The 14,309-nt window shown below is 31.2% G+C and carries 15 protein-coding genes and 1 tRNA gene; 15 read left to right on the forward strand and 1 reads right to left on the reverse strand.

Annotated features, from left to right (window positions below):
- Positions 1-95: 95 nt before the first annotated feature.
- From HMPREF3154_RS07135 to fumC, 10 genes are all read left to right on the forward strand, one after another.
- Positions 96-178, forward strand: a tRNA-Leu gene (locus HMPREF3154_RS07135).
- 246 nt (positions 179-424) lie between these two features.
- Complete coding sequence (locus tag HMPREF3154_RS07140; protein WP_002434721.1) at positions 425-1,483, forward strand: PTS sugar transporter subunit IIC; 1,059 nt, start codon at positions 425-427, stop codon at positions 1,481-1,483.
- Positions 1,484-1,626: 143 nt separating this feature from the next.
- Positions 1,627-3,084 carry an ABC transporter substrate-binding protein/permease gene (locus HMPREF3154_RS07145; protein ID WP_023350042.1) on the forward strand — a complete coding sequence of 486 codons (1,458 nt, stop codon included), beginning with the start codon at positions 1,627-1,629 and terminating at the stop codon, positions 3,082-3,084.
- On the forward strand, positions 3,077-3,799 hold the full coding sequence (locus HMPREF3154_RS07150; RefSeq protein ID WP_030063521.1) for an amino acid ABC transporter ATP-binding protein: 723 nt from the start codon (positions 3,077-3,079) through the stop codon (positions 3,797-3,799). Before HMPREF3154_RS07145 ends, HMPREF3154_RS07150 begins: the two co-directional genes overlap by 8 nt.
- Positions 3,800-3,922: 123 nt before the next feature.
- On the forward strand, positions 3,923-5,086 hold the full coding sequence (gene queG, locus HMPREF3154_RS07155) for a tRNA epoxyqueuosine(34) reductase QueG (RefSeq protein ID WP_141741644.1): 1,164 nt from the start codon (positions 3,923-3,925) through the stop codon (positions 5,084-5,086).
- Between the two features lie 2 nt (positions 5,087-5,088).
- Entirely contained in the window at positions 5,089-5,559 is a 471-nt protein-coding gene (gene trmL, locus HMPREF3154_RS07160; protein WP_023350044.1) for a tRNA (uridine(34)/cytosine(34)/5-carboxymethylaminomethyluridine(34)-2'-O)-methyltransferase TrmL, read from the forward strand.
- A 179-nt stretch (positions 5,560-5,738) separates the two neighbouring features.
- A complete protein-coding gene (locus HMPREF3154_RS07165) occupies positions 5,739-6,338 on the forward strand; it encodes a 6-phosphogluconolactonase (protein ID WP_002453580.1) in 600 nt (199 codons plus the stop codon).
- Positions 6,339-6,365: 27 nt separating this feature from the next.
- Positions 6,366-6,545 (forward strand): SAS053 family DNA gyrase inhibitor, encoded by a 180-nt coding sequence (locus HMPREF3154_RS07170; protein WP_023350045.1) that lies wholly within the window; start codon positions 6,366-6,368, stop codon positions 6,543-6,545.
- A gap of 186 nt (positions 6,546-6,731) precedes the next feature.
- On the forward strand, positions 6,732-7,130 hold the full coding sequence (locus tag HMPREF3154_RS07175) for a hypothetical protein (protein ID WP_023350046.1): 399 nt from the start codon (positions 6,732-6,734) through the stop codon (positions 7,128-7,130).
- A gap of 153 nt (positions 7,131-7,283) precedes the next feature.
- Entirely contained in the window at positions 7,284-8,669 is a 1,386-nt protein-coding gene (gene fumC / locus HMPREF3154_RS07180; RefSeq protein ID WP_023350047.1) for a class II fumarate hydratase, read from the forward strand.
- Between the two features lie 97 nt (positions 8,670-8,766).
- On the opposite strand, the gene HMPREF3154_RS07185 is transcribed toward fumC, so the two are convergent.
- Positions 8,767-9,597, reverse strand: coding sequence for an RluA family pseudouridine synthase (locus HMPREF3154_RS07185; protein ID WP_049306969.1), 831 nt, complete (start codon positions 9,595-9,597; stop codon positions 8,767-8,769).
- A 175-nt stretch (positions 9,598-9,772) separates the two neighbouring features.
- On the opposite strand from HMPREF3154_RS07185, the gene HMPREF3154_RS07190 reads away from it, so the two are divergent.
- The 5 genes from HMPREF3154_RS07190 to HMPREF3154_RS07210 all read left to right on the forward strand — a co-directional run bounded on the left by HMPREF3154_RS07190 (position 9,773) and on the right by HMPREF3154_RS07210 (position 14,008).
- Positions 9,773-10,885 (forward strand): GAF domain-containing sensor histidine kinase, encoded by a 1,113-nt coding sequence (locus tag HMPREF3154_RS07190; protein WP_030063524.1) that lies wholly within the window; start codon positions 9,773-9,775, stop codon positions 10,883-10,885.
- A 19-nt stretch (positions 10,886-10,904) separates the two neighbouring features.
- Positions 10,905-11,528 (forward strand): response regulator, encoded by a 624-nt coding sequence (locus HMPREF3154_RS07195; RefSeq protein ID WP_023350050.1) that lies wholly within the window; start codon positions 10,905-10,907, stop codon positions 11,526-11,528.
- Between the two features lie 248 nt (positions 11,529-11,776).
- Positions 11,777-12,241 carry an XRE family transcriptional regulator XdrA gene (locus HMPREF3154_RS07200; RefSeq protein ID WP_002434804.1) on the forward strand — a complete coding sequence of 155 codons (465 nt, stop codon included), beginning with the start codon at positions 11,777-11,779 and terminating at the stop codon, positions 12,239-12,241.
- A gap of 220 nt (positions 12,242-12,461) precedes the next feature.
- Positions 12,462-13,592 (forward strand): DUF445 domain-containing protein, encoded by a 1,131-nt coding sequence (locus HMPREF3154_RS07205; RefSeq protein ID WP_023350051.1) that lies wholly within the window; start codon positions 12,462-12,464, stop codon positions 13,590-13,592.
- Positions 13,593-13,663: 71 nt separating this feature from the next.
- Positions 13,664-14,008: a YlbF/YmcA family competence regulator gene (locus HMPREF3154_RS07210; protein WP_002434673.1), complete on the forward strand. Its 345-nt coding sequence runs from the start codon at positions 13,664-13,666 to the stop codon at positions 14,006-14,008.
- The last annotated feature ends 301 nt before the right edge of the window (positions 14,009-14,309 follow it).

Here is a 14,309-nt window from a genome sequence, read left to right on the forward strand (position 1 = left end):
AGAACACGTTCCTTCCCGGAACGAGGTATAGGTGTAAGTCCTATCTTCCGCTCCATAATATGCTTCCATAGGGAAGTTTTTTATTTATCTATTGAGCCGGTGTGGCGGAATTGGCAGACGCGCGGGACTCAAAATCCCGTTCCTTTTTGGAGTGTCGGTTCGATCCCGACCACCGGTATAATTTTATATTCTTTTAGGAACTTTTAGAGTGAGAATGTTGTTAAATCAACGTTTTCACTCTTTTTTTAATACTATAATAAATACGAATATGATTATCAGAACTTAATGTGTTAAAGAAGATATTAACCTGAAAAATAAAAAAATACTAAAACACCCTTAAATTTTTACTTTTTCTAAATTTAGTTATTGTTAATCATACTTATCTATAATACTATTAATCTAATGCAATTGTTGGAGGTACATCATGAGTCAATCTCAATTTAGTGGAAAATCATTTTTTAATAATATATTAAATGCTGTAGGGGCGGGGGTAGTTGTTGCTCTATTACCTAATGCGTTATTAGGTGAATTGCTCAAGTTATTTAAAGAAGGAAATCACTTATTAGAAACTATATTCCAATTAGTAACTGTTATTCAATCATTTATGGCTTTTATAATAGGTGTGTTAGCGGCGCATCAATTTAAATTTAAAGGAGCAGGAGCTGCAATGATAGGTACTTCTGCTATATTAGGTTCTGGAGCTATACAGTTTAGTAATGGTGGCATAGCTTTAAAAGGGATAGGAGATATTATTAATGTCATTATTGTGGTCGTTATCGCTTGTGCCATTTATATGTTTCTTGAGGGTAAACTTGGTTCATTTGAAATGATTATACTACCGGTATTAGTACCCGTAGTTAGTGGAGCGATAGGTTTAATGACACTCCCATATGTTCAAATCATTACTAAATCTATTGGTAGACTCATTAATGGCTTTACAGAATTAAACCCATTATTAATGTCTATCCTTATATGTGTGACATTTTCTTTATTGATGGTTACACCTATTTCCCTCGTAGCGATAGCTACTGCTATAAGTTTAACTGGTTTAGGTAGTGGTGCTGCAAATATGGGTATTGTAGCAGCATGTGTAACGTTTTTATTTGGATCACTAAGAGTCAATTCAATCGGTGTCAATTTGGTCCTATTAATTGGTGCAGCTAAAATGATGATACCTGTCTATTTGAAGAACTTAATTATTGCTATTCCCTTAACACTAAATGGGATTATTTGTGGTATAGTAGCGTATCTTTTAAATATTAAGGGGACACCATTGTCAGCTGGTTTTGGTTATACAGGTCTAGTTGGACCGATTAATGCGCTTAATCGAATGTCTGGTGATACGTCTTTCAATATTATTTTATTGATAATTGGTTATTTTGTTGTTCCATTTATTGGTGCGTTTATTATACATCATTTATGCAAAAGATTTATTCATTCATATAGCGATGAAATCTATAAATTTGAAATACCAAAAGAATAAATTATTATATGCATGAGAGCGATGTTTCATGGTAGTATCTATTGAAACATTGCTTATTTTTTTGTCTTTCTTCAAAATTAAATTGCATTATTATAAGTAATTATGTATAATAATGTATATTTATTTAGGAGGGCTCTTAAAGTATGTACAAAATTATTAAAATTCTTATAGTCATTACACTACTTTTAGGCTCTGCAATTACATATATAAATCCAATTGCTAGTGCTGAAGAAGATTCTAATTGGAACAAGATTAAACAACGTGGTGAACTTCGTGTTGGATTATCTGCTGATTATGCACCTTTAGAATTTGAAAAAATAAAAAATGGTAAAACTGATTATGCAGGTGTCGATATTGAGCTAGCGAAGAAAATAGCCAAAGATAATCATTTGAAGTTAAAAATTATTAATATGCAATTCGATAGTTTATTAGGGGCATTAAAAACTGGAAAAATTGATGTCATTATATCTGGTATGACTACAACACCGGAAAGAAAAAAGGAAGTAGATTTTACCGAGCCGTACATGATGACAAATAATGTAATGTTAGTTAAAAAATCAGATAAAAATAAATATAAAGATTTGAAAGATTTCACAGGTAAGAAAATTGCTGCTCAGAAAGGAACTGATCAAGAGAAAATAGCTCATAATGAAATAAAAGATAGTCAAGTATCCTCTCTAAATCGATTACCTGAGTCAATTTTAGCTCTTAAAAGTGGTAAAGTTGTAGGAACAATTGTCGAAAAACCAGTAGGAGAAGCGTATTTAAAACAAAATCCTGAATTAGAATTCGCTGATGTAAAATTTAATGAAGAAAAGAAACCTACATGTATAGCAGTTCCCAAAAATTCGCCAATTTTACTAAAGCATTTAAATCAAACTATTGATGAAGTAAACAACAAAAACCTTATTGATAAGTATATGAATCAAGCTGCTCAGGATATGCAAGATGATGGGAATTTCTTCACAAAATATGGAAGTTTCTTTATTAAAGGAATTAAAAACACTATTTTAATCTCATTAGTAGGCGTTATTTTAGGTTCTATACTAGGTGCTTTTATCGCATTATTGAAAATAAATAAATTTAAACCATTATCTTGGTTAGCAAGTATTTATATTGAATTCTTAAGAGGAACACCAATGTTAGTACAAGTATTTATTGTATTCTTTGGTACCACAGCAGCACTTGGCTTAGATGTTTCCGCACTTATATGTGGAACAATAGCACTTATCATAAATTCATCAGCTTACATAGCAGAAATTATTAGAGCAGGTATCAATGCTGTGGACAAAGGTCAGATGGAGGCAGCAAGAAGTTTAGGTTTAAACTACATTCAAACTATGAAGTCGGTCATTATGCCTCAAGCGATTAAAAATATTTTACCAGCTTTAGGAAATGAATTTGTTACGCTCATTAAAGAATCATCGATTGTTTCAACTATTGGTGTAGGCGAAATTATGTTTAATGCTCAAGTTGTTCAAGGTATTTCATTCGATCCTTTTACACCTTTAATCGTTGCTGCAGTTCTATACTTTATTTTAACGTTTGCATTATCACGCATCATGAGTTTAGTTGAAGGGAGAATGAAAGCTAGTGATTAAAATTAAAAATTTGAACAAAAAGTTTGGAAATCATGAAGTTCTTAAAGATATTAATCTAGAAGTTTCTCAAGGAGAAGTAGTTGCTATTATAGGTCCTTCAGGTAGTGGTAAAAGTACGTTGTTACGTTGTATGAATTTACTTGAAACACCTACGAAAGGACAAGTTATTTTTGAAGGTAATGATTTAACTCATAAAAATGTTCATTTAGATGAATTACGTCAAAAAATGGGGATGGTATTTCAAAACTTTAATCTATTTCCTCATAAAAAAGTGATAGATAATATTATGTTAGCACCTAAGATGTTACTCAAAGGGGATAAAGAGCAGTTAAAAGATACCGCTTTAGCTTTATTAGATAAGGTAGGTTTAAAGGATAAAGCAGATGCATATCCTAATCAATTATCTGGAGGACAGAAACAAAGGGTTGCCATCGCTAGGGCATTAGCTATGAAACCAGATGTTTTATTATTTGATGAGCCTACATCTGCGTTAGACCCGGAGGTTGTAGGAGATGTATTAAAAGTAATGAGAGATTTAGCTAAAGATGGAATGACGATGGTAATTGTTACGCATGAAATGAACTTTGCTAAAGAAGTTAGTGATAAAGTGATTTTTATGGCAGATGGCGTTGTAGTGGAATCAGGTAAGCCAACAGCAATTTTTGAACATCCTCAACAAGAAAGAACTCAAAATTTCTTATCTCGTGTATTATAATAAGCTGATATTTAAATTAAGATAGAACGTAGAAATCTTTCACTATGTCATTGATTTCAGTTCTATCTTTTTTTTAGAAAAAATAAAAACTCACAACGTTATCCTATTTAAACATGTGTTAAAATGACATATGTAATTTTATGTGAGGGGGCAAAGCTTGTGGATTACAAGCAGTTAAAAAGAGAGATTATCGACTATGCCCATTCGATTGGCATTGATAGTATAGGTTTCACAACTGCAGATCCGTTTGATGAGCTAAAACAAAAATTGGAAAGCTATCATTCAAAAGGTTTTGCATCTGGATTTGAAGAATCAGACATCGCTCTAAGAACTGAACCTAAACTAAGTTTACCGAGTGCGCGTTCCATTATCGCAATCGCTGTAGGTTACCCAAATAAATTAAAAGGTGCACCTAAAAGTGTAAGAGGTGATCGACGTGGCATGTTTGCGCGAGCTTCTTGGGGTCAAGATTATCATACAATTATGCGTAAAAGACTTGATAAATTAAGTGAATTTCTACGAGAAAAGGTACCCGATGTCGAGATACAGTCTATGGTAGACACTGGTGTACTTTCAGACAGAGCTGTAGCAGAACGCGCAGGATTAGGATTTGTTGGTAGAAATGGATTTGTTATTTCTCCAGAATTGGGGACTTGGACTTATTTAGGTGAAATGTTAGTGAGTATACCTTTCGAACCAGATGATCCTATTTTAGACAGTTGTGGAGACTGTACAATCTGCGTTGATCGTTGTCCTATGGGTGCATTAGTAGGTAATGGTCAGTTGAATAGTCAAAAATGTATAAGCTTTTTAACCCAAACAAAAGGTTATCTACAAGATGAATACCGTTATAAAATAGGAAATCGTTTATATGGTTGTGACACATGTCAACAAGTGTGTCCTAAAAATAGAGGTATTAATACTCAACATGATGATATAGTACTTGAACCGGAAATCCTAAAACCACGATTAGTTCCTTTGTTGCAAATGAGTAATAAAGAGTTTAAGAACACTTATGGTCATTTGGCTGGAGCGTGGCGAGGTAAAAAACCTATACAAAGAAACGCAATTCTAGCTTTAGCGCATTTTAACGAGGAAAGTGCTATACCAGAACTAAAAGAAGTTGCACTTAATGATCCTAGACCTATGATTAGAGGTACAGCTTATTGGGCTATAGGTCAAATTCAAGGTGAAGACGCAAAGGCTTTTATTAATGAAAATTATGAAAAAGAAATAGAGGAAGTTCAAGTAGAAATGAAAAAAGGCTTGGACATGAGGAGAGACTGAATATGACAAATCATATTGTATTATTTCAACCAGAGATACCTGCTAATACTGGAAATATAGCTAGAACATGTGCTGGTACTTTCACACATTTACATCTTATTAAACCCTTAGGTTTTAGTACAGATGATAAAATGTTAAAAAGAGCTGGGTTAGACTACTGGGAGCATGTAAATATTACATATCATGAAAGCATTGAAGAATTTTTTGATAGCACTAAAGGTAATTATTACTTATTAACTAAATTTGGCAAACAAACTTATAGCGATTTTGATTTTTCTAATACATTAGAGAATCATTATTTTATTTTTGGAAGAGAAACAACTGGGCTTCCTGATTGGGTAAAAGAGAAATATGCTGATACCGCTTTAAGAATACCAATGAGCGATAAAATTAGATCATTAAATTTATCTAATACGGCTGCACTATTAATTTATGAAGCTTTAAGACAACAAGAATTTCCAAATCTTTCATAATTAAATTTTATTTTTAAAAATATATAAATGTCATCATTTAGTTAGAAATGTTATATTTAATCATGAAGTACTAACATTAAACTGAATTTACTTGGTTTGATAAATTGTTTAAAAGGGTATACTTGAAATTAATATCAACCATTCTATGTAAAGAGCAAACTTAGAGGAGTGTAATTAATATGGCAATGAACTTTAAAGTATTTGAAAATAGTGAAAGAGTAGCAGAATATGCTGCAGATATTATTCGTAAACAATTTAATAATAATCCAACTACAATTGCAGGTTTTCACTTAGAAAAAGATCACGCACCTGTATTAGATGAACTTAAGAAAAATGTAGATACGCATGCTGTAGATTTCAGCCAAATCAATATTTTAGATTATGATGATAATAGATCTTATTATGAAGCATTAGGTGTACCTGAAAGCCAAGTGTATTCAATTTCTTACGAACAAGATGCAATTGATTTTATTTCAGATAAAATGAAAACTAAAGAAAATAAAGGTAAATTAATCCTTCAAGTTCTTTCAATTGATGAAAGTGGCAAGTTAGATGTAAGTGTACGTCAAGGCCTTATGGAAGCTAGAGAAATTTTCTTAGTTGTTACAGGTAGTAATAAACGTGAAGTTATTGAAAAACTTTATCGTGAAAACGGCAAATCTAGTTATGAGCCAGCAGATCTTAAAGCACACCGCATGGTAAATGTTATTTTAGATAAAGAAGCGGCTGCAGGATTACCTGAGGATGTTAAAGAATACTTCACAGCACGTTATGTTTAATCAATAAACTATGTGAGGGATTTTATAATGAATAAAGAATATGAATCTAAATTGAATTATCATGAAGAAGAAAATGCTATGGTTACAGATTTAGATGATTTAAAAGAATTAGGAAAAGAAATGGAACAAATTTCAGAAGAAAATGATGAAGATAAATTAAACCAATCTCATGATGAAGATGTTCATTCTGACCTTAATAATGAATAATAATTTATTTGACTCCAATAAGCTAGCTTTTATTAGTTTATTGGAGTTCTTTTTAAATTTATTAATTTTTAGTTTTAAATTTTCATCTACTATGACAAAGTTCCACCTCTACTATGACAAAGTTCCACCTCATTATGGAATTGTGATAAGATACTAAATAGTGAATAATTCAAGGAGATTCAAAATATGTTAGGAAAATATTGGCTGCATTTGATGATAGCAACCATCATTATTAGTTTAATTTCAATTAAAGCGTTTCCGCTTGCTTTAGGAGCTCTCTATTTACCCTTACTATTTAAAATTGTTCAGCTTCAATTAAACCTCTCAAAGGGTTTAATCGATGATGTGAGTGCTCAAACTTTTATTAAAAGTAATCAATCCGGCGTTGTAATCAGTGTTATTTGCTGTTTAGCCATTACAGGTATTCTTATCTATACACTTAATAGCTTTTATAATAGCTTAACTGGATTTTTAGGATTTTTAGTTTCAATTAGTCCATTCACTATTGCGTTAAGTGTAATTTTATTTATTTTAACAGCTATAGCAATTCTACAAGCTATTAAAAGTAAATATAAAAATGCTTAATTCATTATATATTCCCTCATTACTTCTAATCACTTCAGAACATAATGAGGGTTTTAATATTTGAAATGAAAACGTTTCACCTCATCGTTGCCCATACAAATTAAATAGTGCTATACTACAATTAAATAAAGATGAATAAGGGGAGAGAAATGTATGTCAGTCAGAATTGAACATGATACTTTTGGAGAAATTGAAGTACCTGGAGATAAGTTTTGGGGTGCTCAAACTGAAAGAAGTAAACGTAATTTCCCAGTTGGTAAGGAACGCATGCCAATTGAAGTAGTTTATGGATTCGCTCAATTAAAAAGAGGGGCGGCGTTAGCTAACAATGAGTTAGGAAAGTTAAGTGATGAGAAAAAAGATGCCATAGTATATGCATGTGATCGCATTCTAAAAGGGGAGCTAGACGAACATTTTCCATTAGTAGTTTGGCAAACAGGAAGCGGCACTCAAAGTAATATGAACGTAAATGAAGTCGTAAGCTATGTAGCTAATGAGTATCTTAAAGAACATAATAGTGATGAAACGATTCATCCTAACGATGACGTAAATAAATCACAAAGCTCTAATGATACATTCCCAACAGCAATGCACGTTGCTTTATATCATGAAGTTGAAACAAAATTAGAACCAGCGCTTAAGAACCTGCGTAATACTTTAAAAGAAAAAGAAGATCAATATCAATCAATTATTAAAATTGGACGTACACATTTACAAGATGCAACCCCAATTAAATTAGGCCAAGAAATTAGTGGTTGGCGATATATGTTAGATAAATGCGAAGAACTTTTAAGTGAATCTAAGAAACATATCCTTAGTTTAGCTATCGGTGGCACAGCAGTGGGAACTGGAATAAATGCTCATCCAGAGTTTGGAGCTAAAGTAGCTAAATTTATTTCAGATAACACAGGGTATGCCTTTGTTTCATCTGATAATAAATTCCATGCTTTAACTGCACATGATGAAGTAGTTCAATTACATGGTACATTGAAAGCATTAGCAGGCGATTTAATGAAAATTGCAAACGATGTAAGATGGTTAGCTTCAGGTCCAAGAGCAGGTTTAGCAGAAATTTCTATTCCTGAAAATGAACCTGGTTCATCTATTATGCCTGGTAAAGTTAATCCAACACAATGTGAAATGTTAACTATGGTCGCAGTACAAGTTATGGGTAATGATACTGCAGTTGGTTTTGCAAGTTCACAAGGTAACTTTGAATTAAATGTATTCAAACCAGTTATTCTTCATAATACTTTACAATCAATTTATCTATTAGCTGACGGTATGCAAACATTTAATGATAATTGTGCAGTAGGTATTGAGCCGATTGAAGAAAATATCGACAATTACTTAAATCAATCATTAATGTTAGTTACAGCATTAAACCCACATATAGGTTACGAAAAAGCGGCTCAGATTGCTAAAAAGGCGCATAAAGAGGGATTAACTCTTAAAGAGTCAGCTATAAATAGCGGATATGTTACTGAAGAACAATTTGAAGAATGGATTAAACCAGAAGACATGGTTGACCCTCACTAATTAAATCTATGATAAAAGCGAGAGGCGTATTGAATAATACGTCTCTCGCTTATTTAATATTACATATTATTGAGCCTCTATCTGTTCTATAGTAGACTTATGCCTTTTTATCATCCAAGCTTACCGAAACCAACTCACGTGTTAGTGGATGAATCAATTCAATTTTATGACTATTAAGTTCTAATTTACGCAATGTTGAATCACCATATAATGGATCACCAATTACAGGGTGACCGATTTCTGCTAAATGTACTCGTATTTGATGCGTACGACCTGTATCAAGTTTAATATCAAGTTGACATATACCTTCTTTAATCATCTCAGAATTTAAAATATGAGTGATTGCACGTTGTCCTGTATTTGAAATTCTACGCTTATTAGGATGGAATTTGTCTTTACCAATAGGCATATCTATTGTTTGAGGTTTGATTGGTAACAATGCTTTAACGTTAGCTTTGTAAATACGAGTAATTTCATTTTCTTCTAACATTCGATCTAAGATTTTCTTCATAATTGGATTCTTAGCAACAATAAGTAAACCCACTGTTTCTTGGTCTAAACGATGAATAGGTTCGACATATTCACTGTCAACTGTGTAAATTACATGATTCATAAGTGTATTACTCTCTTTTAAATCATTTGGATGTGTTTTAACACCTTTGGGCTTCATCACTATCGCAAAGTCATCATCTTCATAATAAACCTGTGCGTAACGATAACTAGGTAAATAATTACTTTTTTCCTCTGGTGTAGGTATGAACACCGAATCACCGGTTCTCACTACATCAGTTAATTTAGCAGATTGATTATTGATTGTTATATCTTTTGACATATTAAGTTGATGTAAGTCTTTTTTAGGGAGTTTGAGATTTTGAAATATCTCTCTTAAAGTTTTCTCATTATATTGTTCAGGTATCGTAAATTTCATAATATCCTCCTATAGTTCATTATTATCATAACACAAATTTATTACTCTCTATATCATGTTTATTTTTGAAAATGAATTTTCAAATACTTATCAATTGTGTATTTAATTACATTTTCAAAATAAAGCTAAGGCATGTATAATATAAATATTATGGATATAGTATTGGGGCGATAAAATGGAGAAGCCAACAAGACTTGCATTACTAAAAGAGATAGCTGAATTTCTTAATGAAGAAACAGAGATGTATAGCATGATGCATGGAGGACTACGTTATCTTATTAATGGTAGTAACTTCACGACTGGATGGATATTTTTTATCAATGAGGAGGGGGACCATGAACTCGTTTCCTCAGTAGACCTCCCTGGTGCATTATCCAAAAAAGATTGTCATTATATGACTAACGGATCATGTTGGTGTGTCAAAGCATATAATAATAAAAAATTAACTAAAGCGTCCAATATTATAAATTGTTCAAGAATTAATTTAGCTAATCGTGCATATCAAGAAGAAACAGATGATATTACGCATCATGCAACTGTGCCACTGCGTTCTGGAGAGGAACAATTTGGTCTACTTAACGTTGCTTCACCAAATAAAAAACATTATAGCGAGCAAGATTTAGAATTACTAGAATCTGTAGCATTTCAAATAGGTTCGGCGATAAAACGTATATTATTGATAGATAGAGAAAAGGAAGCGGCTAAGATTAATGAGCGCAACCGTTTAGCTCGAGATCTGCATGATTCTGTTAATCAAATGTTATTCTCGTTAAAACTTACTGCTCATGCTGCCCAAGGAATGGCATCGGATGATTTTTCTAAAAATGCATTTAAAACTATAGAAGAAACGAGTCAAAATGCTGTTAATGAAATGAGAGCATTGATTTGGCAATTAAAGCCTGTAGGACTAGAGCACGGATTAATTCACGCTTTAAATAACTATAGTGATGTATTAAATCTAAATTTAGACGTCCATGTTGATGGCTTGATCAATTTATCTAATCATGTAGAAGAAAATATTTATCGTATGATACAAGAGGCGATGAATAATGTCAGAAAGCATGCCGATACTAACGAAGTCTCATTAAATCTAACGCAAACACAGGATAATCTCATTATTGAAATTATTGATTTAGGAAAGGGATTTAACTTGCATGAAGTAAATGTTAATGCTTCAAGTGGTATCAATAATCTTAAACAACGGACACATACATTGAATGGTAAATTAGATATTCAATCACAATTGAATAAAGGTACTACCATTACAATAAATATACCTTTAAAGTAATAAAAAAAGGAGAACGATTATGCATAAAGTAGTACTAGTAGATGATCATCATATCGTACGCCAAGGATTAGAGTTTTTACTTTCAACAGTTGATGATTTAGAAGTAGTCAAGGGTTTTTCTGATGGCAAAACATTTCTATCATATATAGAGCAACATCATCTGCCTGATATTGTGTTGCTCGATTTAGTGATGCCAGAAATGAATGGAATTGAAATTACTGAAGTTTTAAAAAGACAATATCCTCAAGTCAAAGTTTTAGTTTTAACGAGCTATGTAGATGATGAACATGTGATATCAGCTATAGACAAAGGTGCTGATGGTTACGAAATGAAAGACGTAGAACCACAAAAATTGATTGAAACAATTCATAAAGTTTTAAATGGTGAACATATCATTCATCCTGAAGCTAAAAGTGTGATTGAAGCAGTATCTAAAAAGCCTCATTTTACTAATAAATTATCTAAAAGAGAAGTTGAAGTATTGAGAGAGATGGTTAAAGGCAAGACAAATAAAGAAATTGCTCAAACATTATTTGTATCTGAAAAGACTATTAAAACACATGTAAGTCACATATTTAATAAATTACAAGTTACGGATAGAACACAAGCTGCCATTTATGCTATGGAAAATAAATTAATATAATGTGCTAAACGCGATTATATAAAATAAATATACATATTTTAAATTTAATTAGTTAAAATGTCGTTAAATGTAAATATTTAACTATTTTGATAATTTTGCCTTTAATAAAATAGTTAGAAAAACGCATTTCTCTCTTTTATTTTTATTAAAAATATATTAAGATGTAATTTGTGTTTCAAGAAATGTGTATTATTGCAATTTCTTGTGTCCGGATAAAATATTTCCAATTAGAAAGGTAGATAAATAGAATGGATAGACAGAGTTTCACAGATTTAATTCAAACAAAATTTAAAATGGTACGTATTGAAGCGGGCTATACTCAAGATACAATGGCTCAAACAATCGGACTTTCTAAAAAAACATTAGTACAAATTGAAAAAGAAAGAGTCTTACCTAACTGGACGACTTGTGTCTCAATTTGCGCGTTATTTAGAGATTCAGATGTACTCAATAGCACATTTGGTTGCGACCCATTAGAAATCGTTCAAACTATTTCTAGAAATCATTGTGCTTACCCTAATCATGCTACTACAAGTGATATTTATTGGAATACAATCGAAACGCGTAATGGATTTATTTTACAAAGTAATAAAGTAAGTAACATTTACCGAGTATTAAATGCAGATAAGCAACCAATCTTCGGTACTTCTAAAATGAGAGAGGCTGAAACTTACTTTAATAGAAATGCTAAAGAAGAATTACTACATGTATAATTAAAAGTGATAGTAGAATCTTATAATGATTTAATCACTTATTTCAGATGTATTGTCTTAATTAAACAAAATTATTTTTCTACTTAACGATGAAATTCATTTTTGATTTTCATCGTTTTATTTTTAGTAATTTGTATTTATAAGTTTTAATAGAATGAAGTTAGGTTAATTGATGTTATAATCTAACCACAATTTCAAATTTAAATAGGGAGTTAACAATATGCACGCTTTTTTAGTGATTGCTTTTATGATGATTATAGGGGCTATAATAGGTGGTATAACAAATGTTATAGCGATACGTATGTTATTTCATCCATTTAAACCATATTATATATTTAAAATGAGAATTCCATTCACTCCAGGTTTAATTCCAAAAAGACGTGGAGAAATAGCTGAGAAAATAGGTCAAGTTATCGAAGATCATTTAATTACTGAAGAAATGATTCGTCATAAGTTAAATCAACCACAATCTCAAGATGCGATTCAAGACTTAGTTCTTACTCAAATACAAAAGCTTAAATCTCAAGATGCAACAATTGAAAATTTTGCTCAAGCATTAGACATTAATGTAACTGATTTATTAAATAATAAGGTGAAAACAACTTTGAATGACAAACTTATAAACTTTTATCAACAACATAAGCAAGAGGCATTAACAGCATGTTTGCCAGAGCAATTATTTGTTTTAGCAGATGATAAAGTAGAAGAATTAGCTGATTTATTATGCGAGAGAGCTAGAAAATATTTGAATTCTGACAAAGGTTCACACGATATATATGAAATGTTAGATACCTTCTTTCAGGAAAAAGGAAAAATTGTAGGTCTTCTACAAATGTTCATGACTAAAGAAAGCATCGCAGAACGTATTCAACACGAACTTATTCGATTGACTCAACATCCGAAAGCACGTGTAATTATTAATAAGATCATTCGCAATGAATATGAGACACTTAAGAATAAGCATTTAGAAGAATTAGTTAGTGATGAGCAATTTGAATCTATTTCTAAATCCACGACAGATCTTTTAATCTCATATATTGATCTTAATGGTAAAGCTCGTTTACCAATATATGAACTTGCACCTCAGTTTATTCACTTCCTTGAAAATGAAGCAGCTACTAAAATTACTCAAGTCATTGTTCATAATATTTCACGACATCTTACCAATATAATGAAAAAGATTAATTTGCGACAACTAGTAGAAGATCAAATTAATACATTTGACTTAGATTACATTGAAAAGTTAATTATAGAAATTGCTAATAAAGAATTAAAATTGATTATGTCACTAGGATTTTTACTTGGAGGAATTATTGGTTTCTTCCAAGGTGTAATTGCAATCTTTGTCTAAAGGTGACATATATGTTAAAGTTATTTGTGAGTGGTTAAAACACAAATTAACTCAAAGGAGTGCAAACAACTATGGCAGTAAATTTATACGATTATGCAAATCAATTAGAACAAGCTTTAAGAGACAGTGAAGAATATAAAGCTATTAAAGATGCATTTGCTAAAGTTAAAGAAAACGAAGAATCAAAAAAATTATTCGACGAATTCCGTGAAACTCAAATTAGTTTCCAACAAAAACAAATGCAAGGTGAAGAAATTCCTGAAGAGGATTTACAAAAAGCTCAAGAACAAGCTCAAGCTATCGAAAAAGATGAAAATATCTCTGAATTAATGAATGCTGAGCAAAAAATGAGCCAAGTATTCCAAGAAATTAACCAAATCATCGTAAAACCATTAGATGAAATTTACGCTGACTAATTTCAATACTTTTCTATAAAAGTGAGAAATCATTTTAAATTTTGAATGTCTACAAAGTTACAGACTTTGTAGACATTTTTTATACATTTGTACCTTAGAATACTCTCGTTTACAAATTTATAAACTAGTTCAAAGGTGATACTTTAAAATTTGTATTAACGTCATAGTTTTGAGTAGGTATAAAATTAAAATGAATGTCTTGGTTTGTCGTCGACTGGACTCAAAGTGTTATGGTAAAATAATTTAATATAAAGTAAAGTTATTTTTCATGATACATAGCTTATTAATATATAGTCATTAG

The sequence above is a fragment of the Staphylococcus sp. HMSC06C11 genome, assembly GCF_001808345.1.
Lineage (GTDB): Bacteria > Bacillota > Bacilli > Staphylococcales > Staphylococcaceae > Staphylococcus > Staphylococcus capitis.